The sequence below is a fragment of the Arthrobacter sp. zg-Y179 genome (genome assembly GCF_020907345.1).
In the GTDB taxonomy this organism is placed as follows: domain Bacteria; phylum Actinomycetota; class Actinomycetes; order Actinomycetales; family Micrococcaceae; genus Arthrobacter_B; species Arthrobacter_B jinronghuae.
This window is the reverse complement of sequence record NZ_JAJJOB010000010.1, coordinates 228,499-245,218: the sequence shown is the minus strand read 5'-3', so window position 1 is coordinate 245,218 and position 16,720 is coordinate 228,499. Positions and strand designations below refer to the sequence as shown.

The 16,720-nt window shown below is 64.8% G+C and carries 16 protein-coding genes; 9 read left to right on the top strand and 7 right to left on the bottom strand.

The genetic code is table 11. The features are described from left to right. The first annotated feature begins 72 nt into the window (after positions 1-72). Positions 73-1,746 (top strand): catalase, encoded by a 1,674-nt coding sequence (locus LOC56_RS12365; protein ID WP_229952545.1) that lies wholly within the window; start codon positions 73-75, stop codon positions 1,744-1,746. 66 nt (positions 1,747-1,812) lie between these two features. On the opposite strand, the gene LOC56_RS12360 is transcribed toward LOC56_RS12365, so the two are convergent. After that, positions 1,813-3,306, bottom strand: coding sequence for a stealth family protein (locus LOC56_RS12360; RefSeq protein ID WP_442860103.1), 1,494 nt, complete (start codon positions 3,304-3,306; stop codon positions 1,813-1,815). A 331-nt stretch (positions 3,307-3,637) separates the two neighbouring features. Here LOC56_RS12360 and LOC56_RS12355 point away from each other — a divergent pair, with 331 nt between their 5' ends. Then, complete coding sequence (locus LOC56_RS12355) at positions 3,638-4,288, top strand: hypothetical protein (protein ID WP_229952544.1); 651 nt, start codon at positions 3,638-3,640, stop codon at positions 4,286-4,288. A 9-nt stretch (positions 4,289-4,297) separates the two neighbouring features. On the opposite strand, the gene LOC56_RS12350 is transcribed toward LOC56_RS12355, so the two are convergent. Then, entirely contained in the window at positions 4,298-4,879 is a 582-nt protein-coding gene (locus LOC56_RS12350; RefSeq protein WP_229952543.1) for a GNAT family N-acetyltransferase, read from the bottom strand. Between the two features lie 259 nt (positions 4,880-5,138). Here LOC56_RS12350 and LOC56_RS12345 point away from each other — a divergent pair, with 259 nt between their 5' ends. After that, positions 5,139-5,804, top strand: coding sequence for a DUF6318 family protein (locus LOC56_RS12345; RefSeq protein ID WP_229952542.1), 666 nt, complete (start codon positions 5,139-5,141; stop codon positions 5,802-5,804). A gap of 175 nt (positions 5,805-5,979) precedes the next feature. Further along, entirely contained in the window at positions 5,980-6,705 is a 726-nt protein-coding gene (locus LOC56_RS12340; protein WP_229952541.1) for a hypothetical protein, read from the top strand. Between the two features lie 398 nt (positions 6,706-7,103). On the opposite strand, the gene LOC56_RS12335 is transcribed toward LOC56_RS12340, so the two are convergent. The 3 genes from LOC56_RS12335 to LOC56_RS12325 form a co-directional block, all read right to left on the bottom strand. Then, entirely contained in the window at positions 7,104-7,898 is a 795-nt protein-coding gene (locus tag LOC56_RS12335; RefSeq protein WP_229952540.1) for an MSMEG_6728 family protein, read from the bottom strand. Positions 7,899-7,910: 12 nt separating this feature from the next. Next, on the bottom strand, positions 7,911-8,468 hold the full coding sequence (locus tag LOC56_RS12330) for a GNAT family N-acetyltransferase (protein ID WP_229952539.1): 558 nt from the start codon (positions 8,466-8,468) through the stop codon (positions 7,911-7,913). 68 nt (positions 8,469-8,536) lie between these two features. Further along, positions 8,537-9,172: a DUF1684 domain-containing protein gene (locus LOC56_RS12325; protein ID WP_229952538.1), complete on the bottom strand. Its 636-nt coding sequence runs from the start codon at positions 9,170-9,172 to the stop codon at positions 8,537-8,539. 22 nt (positions 9,173-9,194) lie between these two features. On the opposite strand from LOC56_RS12325, the gene LOC56_RS12320 reads away from it, so the two are divergent. Beyond that, positions 9,195-9,941 (top strand): TSUP family transporter, encoded by a 747-nt coding sequence (locus LOC56_RS12320; protein ID WP_229952537.1) that lies wholly within the window; start codon positions 9,195-9,197, stop codon positions 9,939-9,941. Positions 9,942-10,057: 116 nt separating this feature from the next. Further along, complete coding sequence (locus LOC56_RS12315) at positions 10,058-11,308, top strand: cell division protein PerM (RefSeq protein ID WP_229952802.1); 1,251 nt, start codon at positions 10,058-10,060, stop codon at positions 11,306-11,308. Here LOC56_RS12315 and LOC56_RS12310 read toward each other — a convergent pair. Next, positions 11,305-11,736 carry a hypothetical protein gene (locus tag LOC56_RS12310; protein ID WP_229952536.1) on the bottom strand — a complete coding sequence of 144 codons (432 nt, stop codon included), beginning with the start codon at positions 11,734-11,736 and terminating at the stop codon, positions 11,305-11,307. The genes LOC56_RS12315 and LOC56_RS12310 overlap by 4 nt on opposite strands. Before the next feature lie 40 nt (positions 11,737-11,776). On the opposite strand from LOC56_RS12310, the gene purN reads away from it, so the two are divergent. Beyond that, entirely contained in the window at positions 11,777-12,355 is a 579-nt protein-coding gene (gene purN, locus LOC56_RS12305; RefSeq protein ID WP_229952535.1) for a phosphoribosylglycinamide formyltransferase, read from the top strand. A gap of 7 nt (positions 12,356-12,362) precedes the next feature. Here the strand turns inward: purN and LOC56_RS12300 are convergent, their stop codons facing one another. Beyond that, positions 12,363-13,715, bottom strand: coding sequence for an MFS transporter (locus tag LOC56_RS12300; protein WP_229952534.1), 1,353 nt, complete (start codon positions 13,713-13,715; stop codon positions 12,363-12,365). Positions 13,716-13,832: 117 nt separating this feature from the next. On the opposite strand from LOC56_RS12300, the gene LOC56_RS12295 reads away from it, so the two are divergent. Then, entirely contained in the window at positions 13,833-14,807 is a 975-nt protein-coding gene (locus LOC56_RS12295; protein ID WP_229952533.1) for an endonuclease domain-containing protein, read from the top strand. A 228-nt stretch (positions 14,808-15,035) separates the two neighbouring features. Then, a complete protein-coding gene (gene purH, locus LOC56_RS12290; protein WP_229952532.1) occupies positions 15,036-16,649 on the top strand; it encodes a bifunctional phosphoribosylaminoimidazolecarboxamide formyltransferase/IMP cyclohydrolase in 1,614 nt (537 codons plus the stop codon). Positions 16,650-16,720: the final 71 nt, after the last annotated feature.

Here is a 16,720-nt window from a genome sequence, read left to right as displayed (position 1 = left end):
TACCCTTGCAAGAGAGTGGAGTAGGTAGTATTGCCAGCCAGCAATAGACCTCACCACCGAGGAGCACACGTTATGACAGACGCAGGACAGCAGCATTCCACTACCGGCCAGAACGACGCCGGAGACCCGAAGACCCTGACCACACGCCAGGGACACCCGGTCTACGACAACCAGAACACCCGGACTGTGGGAGCTCGTGGCCCGGCCACGCTGGAGAACTACCAGCTCCTCGAGAAGATCAGCCACTTCGACCGTGAGCGGATCCCCGAGCGTGTAGTCCACGCCCGCGGTTTCGTGGCATACGGCGAGTTCGAGGCTTCCGGCAAGTGGGGCGACGAGCCCATTGCCAAGTACACCCGCGCCAAGCTTTTCTCCGAGCCCGGCAAGAAGACCGATGTTGCCATCCGTTTCTCTTCCGTGATCGGCGGACGTGACTCTTCCGAGGCCGCACGCGACCCCCGCGGCTTCGCCATCAAGTTCTACACCGAAGACGGCAACTGGGACATGGTCGGCAACAACCTGGGTGTCTTCTTCATCCGCGATGCCATCAAGTTCCCCGACGTGATCCACTCCCTGAAGCCGGACCCCGTCACCTTCCGCCAGGAACCGGCCCGCATCTTCGACTTCATGTCGCAGACTCCCGAAGCCATGCACATGCTGGTGAACCTCTTCAGCCCGCGCGGCATCCCCGCGGACTACCGCCACATGCAGGGCTTCGGTGTGAACACCTACCGCTGGGTCAACGCCGCAGGCGAATCCAAGCTGGTCAAGTACCACTGGCTCCCGCAGCAGGGCGTGAAGTCCCTGACCGAGGAAGACGCCGCGAACATTCAGGCCAACGACCTGGGTCACGCCTCGAAGGACCTCTACGAGGCCATCGAACGCGGCGACTACCCCAAGTGGGACCTGTACGTTCAGCTTATGGATGACCACGATCATCCGGAACTGGACTTCGATCCGCTGGACGACACCAAGACCTGGCCGGAGCAGGAGTTTGAGCCCAAGTACGTGGGCACCATGACCCTGAACCGCAACGTCACGGACCACCACAACGAAAACGAGCAGATCGCTTTCGGTACCGGTGTCCTGGTTGACGGGCTGGAGTTCTCCGACGACAAGATGCTTGTTGGCCGTACGTTCAGCTACTCCGACACGCAGCGCTACCGCGTAGGCCCGAACTACCTGCAGCTTCCGGTGAACTCCGCGAAGAACGCCCGGGTCGCCACTAACCAGCGCGGCGGCCAGATGTCCTTCGGCACCGACCTCGCGCCGGGCCAGAACCCGCACGTGAACTACGAGCCGAACATCACCGGCGGCCTGCAGGAAGCATCCAAGCCGGAACAGGCTGAGGTCGGCCCCGAGCTTGAGGGCCGCCTGACCCGCGCCCGCCTGCCCCGCACGAACGACTACATGCAGGCCGGCCAGCGCTACCAGCTGATGGAGCAGTGGGAGAAGGACGACTTGGTCGCCAACTTCATTGCCAACGTCGGCCAGGCTGTCCGCCCGGTGCAGGAGCGCATGCTCTGGCACTTCTACATGAGCGACGACGAGCTGGGCGCACGCGTCGGCGAGGGTCTGGGCATCAGCCTGGACGAGATCAAGGATCTCGGCCCGCTGGCCACCCAGACGCTCAACGAGGAAGAAACCGAGCGCATGAAGAACCTGGGCCACAACGGTCCCCGGAACGTCGAAGGCCTCACCATGACCCACTGCGTGCCCAATGAGCACGTGGTAGTTACCCGGTAAGTAGCTTTCAAACAACGACGGCGCGGGCGCACTTTGGTGCGTTCCGCGCCGTCGTCGTTTAATCCCCTACTTTTCCCAGGGTGCCCGGACCGGGAAGTACTTTTCGAGGAACTCTGTCACCCGTTCGGCCCGTTCCGCCGCGGGGACTTCCGGGAAGCTTCCGTCATTGAGGCAGAACATGTCCTTGTGGCGTTTGGCGAGCAGCCGGTCCATCGCCTTCAGGCCGGCGTAGCTGGTGGTGTCCACGTACTTCACCTTTGCCGTTTCCTGGGTGACCGCCCGGCCGGTGAGCAGCGCGTAGTAGTGGTAGAACGAGTTGGTCACGGAGATGTTGTCCTTGGCCCGGAAGGTGCTTGCGGCCGTGGAGGCGAACTCCTCGGGGAATTCCTCCTCCATTTCCAGCAGGACGCTGCGGCGCAGGGGAGCTGCCGTGTGTTCCAGATGGCGGGTGGTGACCCGGCCGAAGCGTTCCCAGAGCAGCCGCCGGTTCACCCTCGCGGCATTTTCGAAGCCGCTGCGCTCGGAATCGTTGTCGCCCAGGCCTATCCGGGTGCTGGCCTCGATGAACTTGGTGATCCCGCCGGGGGAGAAGAACATGTCCGGGGCAACCGGACGGCCAAAGAACATGTCGTCATTGGAGTACAGGAAGTGCTCCGCCAGTCCCGGGATGTGCTGCAGCTGGGCCTCGACCGCCTGGGAGTTGTGGGTGGGCAGCACGGACGGGTCCTTGAAATGCTCCGACGCCGGCACGAAGGTGACGGACGGGTGCTCAGCCAGCCAGCTGGGCCGCGGCGAGTCAGAGGCAATGAAGATGCGGCGGATCCAGGGGGCGAACATGTGCACCGAACGGAGGGCGTATCTCAATTCGTTGATCTGCCGGAACCGGGCCTCGTGGTCATCGCCTTCGCCCACCACGGCGCCGCTCATCCGCGCGGCACGGGCGGCCTGGAACTCGGGGGAACTGCCGTCCACCCAGGAGAACACCAGATCGATGTCGAACCGGATGTCCGTGGCATGGTCCGCGAACATGTTCTCGATGGTCGGCCAAACCAGTCCGTGCTTTTCCACGGTGCCGCGGACCACCTCGGCCGCCGGCAGGGTGCGGCGGGTCAGGGAGTTCTCCACGGGCAGGGTGATGTTCTCGCCCTCCAGGTCCCAGAGTTCAATCTGCACGCCGGCCGAGCCTGAAATCAGCAGATTGGTGCCGGTAAACGCCCGCGGACGGTACACCCGGATGATCCGGGCTTTGTCGATGGAGGAGAGGTCGCCGTCTGCGATCAGCAGGGTCCGGCTTTTTTTAGTATCGACGGTGCGGGCGTAGAACGGTTCGTCGCGGCAGGCCTCGACCATCGCCTTCCGCAGCTGCTGGCGCATCCGGAGGTCGACGGCGATGACCGGCCGCTGGTCATTCCCGCGCACCAGAAGGTAGGTCACACCGGCGTCGTCGAGCACACGGCGCACGAAGAGCAGGTCCTCCACCATGGCCTCGTGCGGCGTGAGTCCTGTATCCATGAGGGCCAGGCGTCCCTTGACCAGGGCGACGTTGGTTCGTTGCTCCACTCGCTGAAGCACCGCGGGGGAAGCGGCGAGCAGGGTCTCCGGTTCGAGATCCGGTTCCGGGGCTCCGAAGTAGATGTCGTGTTCAGCGGCTGTATCGGTAATAGGAACCTCCTAAGGCGGGTAGGCGCCCACAGTGCAGGCGCTGATGAGTGCTGCGTTGCACGGGAACTGCTGCCGGGCGTCCGGCGGGTCATTCAAGATGCGCCGGGGATGCTCCGAACGCTATGTGCTCAACTGCGGGCCGCCAGTAGCATTGTCTTCGGACACGGACATTCCGGGAGTAGATGTGGGATACCGTAACACCGCCCGTGGCAGCACCGCCCGTAAAGCCATGGCTCGTAACATAACCGCCCGTAACAGTGGCCTGCTCGCGGCAGCATTGCTCCTCACCAGTATCTCATCCTGTGCTGCTCCGCCGCAGGAGGGCCCGACGTCGTCCGCCCCGCAATGGTCCAGCTATACGACGGCGGATAGCAGTCTCAGTTTCGAGCACCCTTCCGGCTGGGACATCCGGGAGCTTCCGGCACGCGCCAATGATCCGGCGGGCGGGGTGTCCCTGGAAGTGGTCGACGACGGCGGGCGCGTGCTTGCCCGGCTGGACACCGGCATCATCACGGACCTGAGCTGCACCGAACCCGCCGAAACCGCGTCCTACGTGGAGTATGAGAGCGTGCCGATGCCGGCGCTGGAGTCCAAACAGGGGTCCGACCAGCGTTTTGTTTACCGTTCCCTGGCGCCGTCCGGAGGCCGGGCGGCGCAGGCAACCTACGCCGTGGTGAGCGGGCAGCAGCAGAGTCCGGAGTGCGGGCTGTTCGACTTCTTCACACTGACCGAGTCGAGCGGGGGACGGTTCGCGGGGGAGTACGCGGCCGGTTCCGGGGCGTCACAGGAGGAATACCTCGAAGGCGTTTCGCGGTACCGGGAGACACAGGAGTACCGGGATCTTCGGGAGATGCTGACCTCACTGCGCAACGCGGATTAGCTGCGGTGTTTACTGGCTCCCGGTTTGCTTGCCCGCGGGTTTGCTTGCCGTGGCGGCGGAAGCTGCGCGCCGCCGTCGTGATTTGCGCGGGGACCGGAGCGTGAAACGGGGCCAATGCTCGCGCGGCACGAGCTTGTGGTATTCCCTTTTGGCGGCTAGGTGCTCCCGGGTCTCCGGGCAGAAGGGCAATACCGCCACACGCCGGCGCAGGGAATCTGCGAGGACTTCCTCGATGAGCAGGGTCTGGATTTTCTTGGACCGGTAATCCGGGTCCACTGTGATTCGCAGGGCCCAGAGCTCGCCGCGGTGCATTTCGTACCCGAGGTAGGCCGCCAGGGTTCCGTTGACGAAGAGCTCGTATCGGCCGTGCAGGCGGTTGTTGTAGACAGTGGTGTTCTCCGGCGTCACCGTGTGAGTCCTCAAGGCACGTTCGCGTCCGCGGTTCGCATCATGGCGTTCCTCTAACGCGGATAGGACGGCTAGGTAGCGTTCTTTGGTTTCACCGTTCTGGTTGCCGGCGAGGTCTTCGGCAGCAGAGGCAGCCAGTTCCTGCAGGTCGGTGGTGGTGAGGGTGCCGAGGTCGTGTGGCATCGGTGTGGCCGCCGGGGCGGTAGGGGTCATAGGGGTCAGGGGGTTCACAGCAGGCTCCGCGGAGGTAGGACCGGGTGGACAGCTGCTGGACCACGTTCAGACGATACTGCCAAATGGCTCATTTATAAGCAAGCTGATTTCTTTCAGCCACTCTGGTGCCCTGTGGATAAGTCGCTAGGCTCGGCGGCGGCCTGATTACTATGGCCGGACCGACTGCTTGATTTTGTCTCGCGGCCCACCCAGCCTTGGGGGTTTTCGAATGAGTAAAGTTCTCCGCCGTCCTGTCCGAGTGCGGCTTGCGACCGCCGCGGCTGCGGTCGTGTTGCTGTTCCTGACGGCGTGCTCGGGAGCGTCGGGCGATTCAGGGGATTCCGGCGCAGGTGAGTCGCCTTCAAGTCCGGCTGCCACGGCTTCCGAAACGCCGACGCCGACCCCCACTCCCAGCGCAACGTACAAGCCCGCGTCGGCTGAGGGCCCGGCGGAGAACGTTCCGTTGCCGGTGATGCCGGAGGAAGCAAAGGTCGAGTCGAAAGAAGGGCTCGAGGCGTTTGCCCGGTATTGGTATGAGGCGGCGAATTACGGCTATGAAACTGGCGATGTGGAGCTTGTAAAGGCGATCAGCAGTCCGGAATGCACAACTTGCTTGAACTACTACGAGGTTGTTGACCGGGGATTCGCGGGTGACGATTGGATGGCGAAGTCTCAAATCAACGTTCAAGATACGCACTCGGATTTTCTCTTAACTCCTGAAAATAGGTATCAGGCAGTGGTCCAACTGCGGCAAGACGACATGGAATACTACGCCCCCGCAGGCCACCTACGGACAGATGAGAGCCGGCCTATGCCATCGGCCCAACTCTTCGAGGCCGCGTGGACTGGTCAGCAATGGATTGCCGTGAACATTGCAACACTCAAGGCTGGCTAGTTCTATGAATAACCGTGGAGCCATGCGGCGTTCCTGTATATGTATCGTTGCTTTCCTCCTCGTATTCTGGACTTCGGGGAGCGCGGTTGCATCAACGAGCGGGGACATTATCGGCAACGGAAATGTGCGAGGTTCCGTTTACCACGAGGATCCGAACAGCGGCATGTGGACGTCGATGCCCATAGGTATCCCTGGTGACCCATTTGGGTACCGCTTCGAGCCTGTCTGTTTTGATGATCTCGCCGGCGATGTCTCCTGCCTGGCCGCGAACCAGGCCGCGTGCACCGCGGGGGAAGACGGCCGGCTTGTGTACTGGTTTTCCGGATTGAAGGCAACGGACCCGAGTACTTGGGAAAAGGTCAGCGAAACCCCGTCATGCATCTACTCCGAAGAGCCGGTGGATGTCGGCGAGCAGATCCAGGCGCAGATCCTCACGGCGTTTCAGGAGCGGCCCATAGCGGCCGGGAAACTGGTCCTTCAGCCCAGTCCGCACACCTTGATAGGAATGGAAACCAACGTTTACGTCGAGGCCGCGGAGCAGGTCTTCGAAATGGTGCTGCTCGAACAAACGGTCCGGATTGTCGCTACCCCCACCGAATTCGAACTGAACTACGGGGACGGCACGGTTTACGGACCCACCAGTGTTCCGGGAGCCCCGCTGGCCCAGGACCGGTGGGGTGAGCAGACCCAGACCAGCCACAAATACACGGCCAGCGGCGACTACCAAGTGAGTGCGACAGTCCATTTCTCCGGAACGTATTCCGTGAACGGCGGGCCGATGATTCCCATCGATGGTCGTGCAGCTGTGTCGTCGCCACCTCAGACCCTGAGCGTCTGGCGGGCGGAAACCCGCAGCGTCGCCGACAACTGCCTGGTGAACCCGAACGGCGTAGGATGCTAGCCCGGCACACAGCGTGGTATGAGCCTGCGAACTACGGGTTCAAGCCGGCGGGCCGAGAATCGCATGAGTTCCGGGCGCCGGCCCCGGAAATCCTTCAATTTGTCGGAATCCCTACGGTTTGTGACAATCCCTGCGCCGCGCAGCGCGGGGATCCGGACAAGGTGCGGGGATTCGGACAAACCGCAGGGGGGATCCGGACAAGGTGCGGGGATTCGGACAAACCGCAGGGGGGATCCGGACAAGGTGCGGGGATTCGGACAAACCGCAGGGGGGATCCGGACAAGGTGCGGGGATTCGGACAAACCGCAGCGGGGATCCGGACAAGGATGGCGAAGTGTAAGTCGTCACCAGCGCGACCACGAAGGTACATGCACGCTAAACCCAACAGATGACAGCTGCTAGACCGATTCCGGCCGCGGCACCGCAAACAATGTCCGGGGATCCTGCAGCACCGCAGGGTAGGAGAACGCTGCCCGGGAAATTTCCCCGGTCAGCTTTACCTGCCGCACCGCCGTATCGTTCGTGAGCTCCACCGGTCCGGCACGGCCAAGAAGCAGGCGGGTCCGGTCAGCTGGAGAAAGAACAGCCACCTGGTCGCCGTCGTCCATGTCCTCCAGCAACCGAACCAACTGCCGGCCCTTCTTGCCGGTGATGGGGGTGCCCTTGTCGGAAAGCATCGGCAGCACGATGGCGGCAGCATCGCCGTCGGGCACTGCACGCACCACCCACAGCCCTTCGCCGGGACCCGGATCCGCGGGATCCGGAATGTCGGCAGGGGAGGGCCAGACATAGGGCAATCCGGCATCGGTATCCGGAAACAGCGGTCCGTATACGTCCGGAGACTTCTCGATCAGGTTGGACCGATGGCTGCGGTGCAGCTCCTCGTTCCCGATCCAGGCGGGAAGGTCGACGTCGGCCTCTGCAGCCTCCGGAGCGAACTCCAGGATCTGTTCCCGGACGGTATCGGCATGTCCGCGGGCAATCCACTCATCCGTCATCGCCAGCCCGTAGGCGGTGAGCGCCGGCACGAAGCCCTTCCACATCAGCAAGGCCGGGTGGCGCTGCCAGCCGTAGTCCGGAACCACCAGCCCGCGCAATAACTGCAGGGTTTCCACCCGCTGCTTGCCCAGCCGCGCCTGGTCCAGGACGGCGGCGCTGCGGGCGAAGCCCGGATACGGAAGGAAGGTCTGCACGGGCCTAGTCTGTCACTGCCCGCCGGTGCCGAGCTGCCGAACCATGATCAGGTCCCGGAAAGTATGGACTCCCACTTGGAAGGACCGGCGCCCGACGGTCTGGAACCCGGATTTGCGGTAAAAGGACTGTGCCCGCACATTCCGGTTGTTCACACCCAGCCAGATAGACCGGGCGCCCGCGGACGCAGCCGCCCGGGCAGCAGCTTCGACCAACTGCCCGGCAAGACCGCTTCCGTGCGCAGTCGGATGCAGGTAGAACTTGCTCAGCTCTGCGGAGGGCAGCATCGCCCGCCCCGATGCCAGCGCCTCCACGACATCCGGATCCGACGGCGGCGCCAGCACCAGCAGGCAGTATCCGCTTAGCCAGCCCTCCGTCCGGGCGGCCAGCACACGGCAGGTCCCATCGTTGAGATAGGCGGCGAACCGCTCCGCGGAAAGATTCGCCGCGACAAACGCCGCGCTGTCCTCCGGGGTTACCTCAGGCGGGCAGGCCAGCGGAAAGGTGACGGCAGCCAGGTCGGCAAGCCCGGGAACATCTTCAAGCGTTGCGGATGAAATGGAAGCTTGCACCCTTCCAGCATAGGCACGGGGAACGCCGGAGCCGCCCGCCTACGTAACCCGGCAGGGTTTACTCCGAATCAGTACCGCGCGTACAGCTCGCCCACCTGCAGGGCGGCGTCCACGGTGTTGTCCGGACCCGGCAGCGGGCAAGCCCAGGCCTCGTCATAGGCGCAGGACGGGTTGTAGAGGAAGTTGAAATCCAGGATCAGGCTGCCGGGAAGATCGCCCGTCCCGAGGTCCGCACCCTTAATGGTGTCCAGCAGGTACCGCCCGCCTCCGTAGCTGCCGCCGTCGACGCCGGACGTCGCATCGCGCACCGGAATGAAGATCCCGCCGCCATAGGAGTCCAGATGCCAGACGGCCAGGCTGCCTACGCCGTCGGCGGAGACTGTGCCGAGCCGGGTGAACGGCACCACGCCGTCCGTTCCCGTGGCGACCTCCATCTTCTCGCCGGCGCCGGCGTCGTCAATTACTGCCTCGAACCGGAACGCCGGATCGTAGCGGGCCGTCCGCAGCCCGCGGAAGCGGCGCCGCGTGTCTTCGGGAAGGGGCGACGCCGGGTGGGTGCCGAAGAGCCGGTCCCGTCCGGTGGCCCACAAGGCATGGGAGTGTGACGCTGAAATGCCCTCCGCGGCGCGCCGCGCCTGCTCGTAAAGGGCGAACGTATTACGGCGCCAATCGGCGGTGGCAAGGGCTGTGACGGGAGATACCATTCGTCCAGCGTAGTGTGTTCGAGTGACTACCGGACTCCTCATAGTGGTGCTCGTCGCCATCTTTATCGGCGCGATCGCCCAGCGGATCGCCGGCCTGGGCTTTGCGCTCCTGATTTCCCCCTTCCTGGTGATCATCCTCGGCTCCCACGGGGGAGTGCTGATGGTGAACATCTGCGGACTGGTCTCTTCTCTGCTGATCATGTTCCGCGTCTGGCGTGACGTCGATTGGTCCATGTACCGGTGGCTGGCCGTCCCCGCGGTCATTGCCAGCGTGCCGGCATCAGCAGCCGCGGTTTACCTGCCCGCAGCACCGCTGGCCGTGACCGTGGGCGCCGTCGTCCTCGTGGCGCTGAGCATCTCCCTGCTCCTGCAGCGCACCTCTGTGGTGCTGACCGGCAACGTCCCGAAAGCCGTGGCGGGTTTCGCTTCCGGGATCACCAACGCGATGGCCGGCGTCGGCGGTCCCGCGGTAAGCGTGTATGCGTTGCTGGCCCGTTGGCCGCAGCGCCCGTTCGCCGCCACGCTGCAGCCGTTCTTCGTCACCACCGCCATGGTCACCTTGACGTCCAAGCTGCTGCTGGATCCGGGTCAGATGCCGCCGTTCGAGCCCTGGGCGTGGGCATTGATCGGGCTCATGATTGTGGGCGGGATCTTCGTTGGCGAGAAACTGCAGCGCTTCATCCGCGATGACCAGGCGCGGCTGGCCGTGATCGTTATTGCGTTCATTGGCGCAGCAACGGCATTGGTCAAGGGCCTGGTCGACCTCTAGGACCCCGCCGGAGTTACCCGACTCACGCCGGCGCCTCAACGGGCTGCGGAGGGCCGGATGGCACGATAGAAACGATGAAAATTTTATTGCGGCCGAAGAAGCCGGGTGTGCCGCCCATGCCACTCTGGTTGCAGGGAACCTTCGAATTGGGTCAGGCCGCGGTGCTCTCCGCCCTGCTGGTCCTCCTGCCGCTCGTCGGCGTGTGGTTTGCCAACGGCTTTACGGACCGGGACTTCACCTCCCTGGCTCGACTGGGTGGCCAGGCGTGGCTGCTGATCCACGGCGTGCCGATGACGCTGAGCTTCCCTGCCGGCGAACTGGGGGAGGCACCCACCTCCGGGCTGCTCTCTTTCTTTCCGCTGGGACTGACGCTGATTCCGTTCTTCCTGTCCTGGCGGGCCGGCCGGCGGCTTGCCCGGGCCTCCTACACGGACCAGCTCTGGCAGGCAGTGCTGGGCGCGCTCGGCACCTATGCGCTGATCGGTGCCGCAGCGGCGTACTTCTGCAGTACCGAAGGTGTGCGGATTTCCCCGACCGCAGGGGCACTGGTGCCGCTGATCGCTGCAGGAGCGGGACTCATTGTGGGTGCCCGGATAGAGGCCGGTTCCTGGGTGCGGTTGATCGGCATGGACCTGACCGACTGGATCGCCCGCACCAGCCAGCATTCCCGCTGGGCGGGTTCATACATGTGGGCCGCGCTGCGCGCCGGCGCGGTGGGCACGCTCGCCGCGCTGGGTCTCTCATCCGTACTGCTCGTGGCGGCCCTGGCAATGAACTGGGCCGAGATCGCATCCGTCTACGAGCGGCTCGACGCCGGTGCGCTGGGCGGGGCGGTGCTCACCGTGGTGGAGCTGGGGCTGATGCCGAACTTCGTGGTGTGGACTCTGGGCTGGGCGTCGGGTACGGGCTTCTCGCTGGGAACCGGAAGCATGATCAGTCCGCTGGAAACCACCGTCGGTCCGCTGCCCGCTCTGCCGGTTCTGGCAGCGCTGCCCGTGGGAAGTATGGAATACGGCTACGCGGCACTGTTGATCCCGGTGATGGCCGGAATCCTGGCGGGCTGGTGGTTCCTGCGGGAAGGCGAAAACCACTTCGATGAGTGGCTTTCCATCAAGATCCGTGCCCGCTGGTTCACCGCACCCGTCTCCACGCTTGTACTCGGGGTGATCGTCGGTCTGGTGTCCGGGCTGCTGGCCGCCGGCGCTGCTTGGCTGGCGCTCGGCTCACTTGGCATTGGACGCTTCGTCAGCCTGGGACCGGACCCGGTGTGTCTGGGACTGTGGGTGGCCGCGGAAGTAGGGATCGGCGTCGTACTTGGTTACGCAGTAGGCCCGTGGCTGGAGCGCGAACCCAAGCCGGACGCCTAGCGGATCTGCTGGAACGGCAGGTATTCCGCCTCGCAGGCTTCCACACCGTCGAGGGTGAGGGCGGAGCGCATACAGGATTCGTAGGTCATGGTTTCATCCCAGAGCAAGGTCATTCCGGCCAGCCCCAAGGTAGTGAGGGCTGTCATGACCAGGCCCAGCGACACCAGTATCGGCAACAACGGCCCCATCCGGCGCCTGGCCAGCTTGATCACGGCGATGATCCCCACCACCAGTCCGGCGATCCCCAGCGCAAGCGGGATCAGCTTCCACGGCAGGACCATGCTGCTGCTCAGCAGCGTGGCGAGCATCAGGAGCCAGAACAGGCGAACGTACTGAATCGCGTTGCGCTTTTGCTCGTCCGTGGGCGCGTGACGGCCGCTGTCGGGCGCGGGCAGGGTCTTGGTCTGGTGCTGAGTGCCGTCGGTCATGGGTTTAAGCGTAGGGGACGCCGCGTCCTATGGTGGACGCATGCGCATCGTAGTCCTCGTGTCCGGCACCGGATCCAACCTTCAGGCAGTGCTGGACGCCGTCCGCGACGGCACGCTTGACGTGGAGATTGCCGCCGTCGGCTCGGACCGGCCCGGAACCTACGGGGTCCAGCGCGCCGCCGACGCCGGCTACCCGACCTTCGTGGTCCCCTTCCGGGAGTACCCGGTGCGGGCGGACTGGAACCGGGCCCTCACGGACAAGGTTGCCTCGTATGAGCCGGATCTGGTCCTGTCCTCCGGATTCATGCGGATAGTGGACGAGCATTTCATCGACACCTTCGAGGGACGCTACCTAAACACGCACCCGGCGTTGCTGCCGTCCTTCCCCGGGGCGCACGGCGTCCGTGACGCACTTGCGTACGGTGTGAAGGTCACCGGCTGCACGGTACACCTGGCGGACGCCGGCGTCGACACTGGGCCGATCCTCGCCCAGGCCGCCGTCGAGGTGCTCGACGGCGACACCGAGGAAACGCTGCACGAACGCATCAAGGTGCAGGAACGGCGGCTGCTGATTGAAACGCTGGACCGGATCAGCCGCGAAGGCCTGCCCGCGCTGTAACCAGCGGCTAGTCCAGTGCGGCGCCCTTTGTCTCGGGCGCGAACCGGGCCATCCACAGTACGGCCAGCAGGACCAGGACCCCGGCCAGCGCGAAGGACATCGGCAGTCCCAGATATGGCCAGAGCACCGACACGAAGATCAGCGGACCGAACCCGGCCCCGATCCGGGAAACGGTGGACGCCCAGCCGAAGCCGCTGCCGCGCAGGTTGGTGGGGTAGAGCTCCGAGACGTAGGCATAGAGCACGGGAATGGCCACCTGCACCACAAATCCGTACACCAGCAGCAGGATCGTGGCCGCAGCGGGGACATCCACCACCAGGGCGACCACCACCAGAATGGCGGCCGAAAGCGGACCGGTGATCGCCAGGATCCATTTCCGGCCGACCTTTTCCACCAGCAGCGCCGCCACGATGACTCCCAGCAGGCCGACGGCGGCCATCCCCGAGGTGGTCAGGAACGCGCGGTGTTCGGCAAACCCGGCATCCACGAGGATTTTCGGCATCCACTGCAGGGCCAGGTAGTAGACCAGCAGAATGGTCAGGAACAGGGACCAGGCGGCAATAGTGGTCTTGGCGCTGAACCGCCAGATGTCCGTGAGCTGGGTACCCATGGTGCGCAGGGACAGCTTCTCAGGGGCCTGCGGTTCGGGCAGGTGCCATTCGGTCTGCGTCCCGCCGGTTCGGCGGACCAGGTCATCGATGACGGCGGAGGCTTCCACTGTGCGGCCCTTGCGGACCAGATAAAGCGGAGACTCGGGGACCGAGCGCCGCACCCAGAAGACCAGGAATGCGGGGATCACCATGATCAGCATGGTGTAGCGCCAGTCCGCGAAGGTGGCCATGATGGCGGCCGAGGTGACACCGCACAACGCGGCGCCGACGGGCCACCAGCCGTCCATGGCCGTGAGCACCCTCCCTCGCTGTTTCATGGGAGTGAACTCACCCACCAGGGCATAGTCCACCGGGACGCAGCCGCCCAATCCGAAGCCGGCCATAAAGCGGAAGATGCAGAACCAGACAATGTCAGGGGAGAAGGCGCCCAGCACCGTAAAGATTGAGAACACCAGCAGCGTGGCGGAAAAGGCACGCTTCCGGCCGATCGCATCGGCAATGGACCCCCAGACGAAGGCGCCGATCGCCATGCCGAGCAGGTTGGCTGTTCCAATCCAGGCCGCTTGCGCCGGGGCCAGCGCCCACTCCTTGGAGAGCAGGGGAATGAGGACGCCGTTCAGCGTTACGTCCCAGGCATCGAACATAAAGCCGAGGCCGCCGATGAGGAAGATTTTGCCCTGAACCTTCCACCGCCAGGGCAGGTTCTGGACCACCTGGTCTCCGGTGGGCAGGGCATTAGCGACGGACATGTGGTTCGGGGCCTTTCGGAGGGGAGGTGCTCGGGTTCGGGGAGAACAATACAGGGCTCGGTGCCCCTCCCTGTGGATAGCCCGGAAACTGCTTTCGGTGTCCGGGAGGATGGGGCCATGGCTGAGCATCTGCGGCCGGGACCCGGGCCTCGCGGCGAGGGGCTGCCCGGGCCCGTTTTCACTGTCAACGAGGCCCGCTCCCTCGGCCTGCCGCCGTCACGGCTGCGGCGAAACGAGTTCGACGCCGTCGGGTACGGTTTGCGTGCGCAGCGCGGCAGGGAGTGTTCTCTCGCCGAGCAGGTTCGACCGCTGGCGCCGGACTCGGGCCGCACGGTAGCCAGCCACACCACGGCTGCGGCCCTCTGGGAAATGTGGCTGCCGCGCGGCCTGGAGGCGGGTCCGCTGCACCTGACCCGACCGCTTCGGTACGGCCAGCCACGTCGAAGCGGTGTTGTTGGCCATAACGCAGCGTTGCAGCAGAGAGACGTGATTCGATCTAACGGCTTACTGGTGACTTCGCCGGTTTTCACGTGGACGGACCTGGCTTCCGTGCTGTCACTCGATGACCTCGTCGTTGCGGGTGATTCCCTCCTTCGACGCCAGGACGCACCGCCTCGAGGCGGTGACTTGCCCTGGCCGGACCCGTTGTGCCAGGTCCAGGACCTGCAGGACGTTTTGGATCGGAGAGCGGGAACCCGGGGCGTCTCCACCGCCCTGACCGCTCTCGGACTGGTCAGGGCAGGGGTGGATTCCGCCCCTGAGACACGCCTGCGGCTCCTTGTACACCATGCAGGCCTGCCGGATCCCGACGTGAACCAATGGATTCTTGGTTCAGACGGCAGAGCAATCTCCCGCCCGGACCTGCAGTACCGGCGGCTGCGAATTGCCCTCGAATACGAAGGGGAACACCACTTGCTGGATCCTGATCAGTGGCATCGGGATATCGAGCGGGACGACCGGCTCCGCCAATTGGGGTGGGCGGTGCTGCGCTTCACGAAACAGCATCTCCGACCGGAAAACCGTGCGGGGACGGCGGAAAAGGTCCGGGATGCCTTGCTGGCACGGGGATGGCGCCCGGGACACCCGGCCTAGGCATCGATTCCACACAACTTACGGATTTCAGCCGGGAAAACGGTAAATTGTGCAGACTCGATCCCGGGAACGGTAATTTGTGCAGACTCGATCCCGGGATGGTGCGGAAACGGCTCCCGAGACGGGTTGTTACACGGAGTCCGGGGACCGATGGGAAGCGAAGGCATAAACTTCTCGTGGGCCGCACGGCCTGCGCACACCGATCATCGACCATTTGGAGTGTCAGCAGTGAGCAATCCCGTCCTTGACCGTGTTCCTATCCGCCGGGCCCTGATCTCGGTCTACAACAAGACGGGCCTGACGGAACTCGCGCAGGGCCTCGCGGCAGCCGGCGTCAGCATTGTCTCCACCGGTTCCACCGCAAAGCAGATTGCCGCAGCGGGCGTCTCCGTAACCGAGGTCGCCGAAGTCACCGGCTTCAAGGAATGCCTGGACGGACGCGTCAAGACGCTGCACCCGCGGGTCCATGCCGGAATCCTCGCCGACCGCCGCCGCGAGGACCATATTGCCCAGCTGGAGGAAATGGAGATTGAACCCTTCGACCTCGTGGTGGTGAACCTCTACCCGTTCGTGGAGACCGTCCGCTCCGGCGCCGGCCAGGACGAAGTGGTGGAACAGATCGACATCGGCGGCCCCTCCATGGTCCGCGCCGCGGCGAAGAACCACCCCTCGGTGGCTGTGGTGGTGGACCCCAACAAGTACTCCGACGTCGTTACGGCTGCAGCCGAAGGCGGATTCGCCCTGGCAGAGCGGCGCCGGCTCGCCGCGGAAGCGTTCGCGCATACCGCTGCCTATGACACGGCCGTTGCCACTTGGACGGCAGAGCAGTTCGGCGACGGCACCGAAGACGGCACCAAATGGCCGGCCTACACCGGTCTGTCCCTGGAACGGGCCGAGGTGCTGCGCTACGGCGAAAACCCGCACCAGGACGCCGCGCTTTACGTGGACAAGGGTGCCCAGCCCGGGGTCGCCCAGGCCGACCAGCTGCACGGGAAGGCCATGTCCTACAACAACTACGTGGACGCCGACGCCGCCCTGCGCGCAGCCTTCGACTTCACGGAACCGGCAGTCGCCGTCGTCAAGCATGCCAACCCGTGCGGCATCGCCGTGGCCTCGCCCGGTGCCGCAGACCCCATCGCGGACGCGCACGCCAAGGCCCATGCCTGCGACCCGGTTTCTGCCTTCGGCGGAGTGATTGCAGCCAACCGCACGGTCACGGCCGGCATGGCCCGGACCGTGAAGGAGATTTTCACGGAGGTGGTGATCGCCCCTGACTTCGAGCCGGAAGCCGTGGAGATCCTCTCGGCGAAAAAGAATATCCGCCTGCTGGCGCTGCCGGACGGCTACGGGCGCAATGACACCGAATTCCGGCAGGTGTCCGGGGGCGTCCTCGTGCAGAAGGCGGACCGGCTGCAGGCCGAGGGTGATGACCCTGCAAACTGGACCCTCGCGGCGGGGGAGGCCGCGGATGAAGCAACGCTGGCCGATCTGGCCTTCGCATGGTCTGCCGTGCGTGCCGCCAAGTCCAACGCCATCCTGCTGGCGAAGGACGGCGCCTCGGTGGGCGTGGGCATGGGGCAGGTCAACCGGGTCGATTCCTGCCGGCTCGCCGTCGAACGTGCCAATACGCTCGGCGGTCCCGGCGAGGAGCGGGCCCGCGGGTCGGTAGCCGCCTCCGACGCGTTCTTCCCCTTTGCGGACGGCCTGCAGATCCTGGCCGATGCCGGCGTCCGCGCGGTCGTGCAGCCGGGCGGATCGGTCCGGGACAACGAAGTGATCGAAGCTGCGGCGGCGGCCGGCGTCACCATGTATTTCACGGGTGCGCGCCACTTCTTCCACTAAAGTCTTCGCGGAACAGCAAGGCGGTGCAGGTAATGCGCCGCCTTGCTGTTTAGGGTGCGGATAGTGGGCTG

What these genes read in the sequence shown, in the direction of transcription:
- LOC56_RS12365 (WP_229952545.1), top strand. Translation starts at nt 73, where the DNA reads ATGACAGACGCAGGACAGCAGCATTCCACTACCGGCCAGAACGACGCC.
- LOC56_RS12355 (WP_229952544.1), top strand. Translation starts at nt 3,638, where the DNA reads ATGGCTCGTAACATAACCGCCCGTAACAGTGGCCTGCTCGCGGCAGCA.
- LOC56_RS12350 (WP_229952543.1), bottom strand. Translation starts at nt 4,879, where the DNA reads ATGCCACACGACCTCGGCACCCTCACCACCACCGACCTGCAGGAACTG.
- LOC56_RS12345 (WP_229952542.1), top strand. Translation starts at nt 5,139, where the DNA reads ATGAGTAAAGTTCTCCGCCGTCCTGTCCGAGTGCGGCTTGCGACCGCC.
- LOC56_RS12340 (WP_229952541.1), top strand. Translation starts at nt 5,980, where the DNA reads ATGCCCATAGGTATCCCTGGTGACCCATTTGGGTACCGCTTCGAGCCT.
- LOC56_RS12325 (WP_229952538.1), bottom strand. Translation starts at nt 9,172, where the DNA reads ATGGTATCTCCCGTCACAGCCCTTGCCACCGCCGATTGGCGCCGTAAT.
- LOC56_RS12315 (WP_229952802.1), top strand. Translation starts at nt 10,058, where the DNA reads ATGCCACTCTGGTTGCAGGGAACCTTCGAATTGGGTCAGGCCGCGGTG.
- LOC56_RS12310 (WP_229952536.1), bottom strand. Translation starts at nt 11,736, where the DNA reads ATGACCGACGGCACTCAGCACCAGACCAAGACCCTGCCCGCGCCCGAC.
- purN (WP_229952535.1), top strand. Translation starts at nt 11,777, where the DNA reads ATGCGCATCGTAGTCCTCGTGTCCGGCACCGGATCCAACCTTCAGGCA.
- LOC56_RS12300 (WP_229952534.1), bottom strand. Translation starts at nt 13,715, where the DNA reads ATGTCCGTCGCTAATGCCCTGCCCACCGGAGACCAGGTGGTCCAGAAC.
- LOC56_RS12295 (WP_229952533.1), top strand. Translation starts at nt 13,833, where the DNA reads ATGGCTGAGCATCTGCGGCCGGGACCCGGGCCTCGCGGCGAGGGGCTG.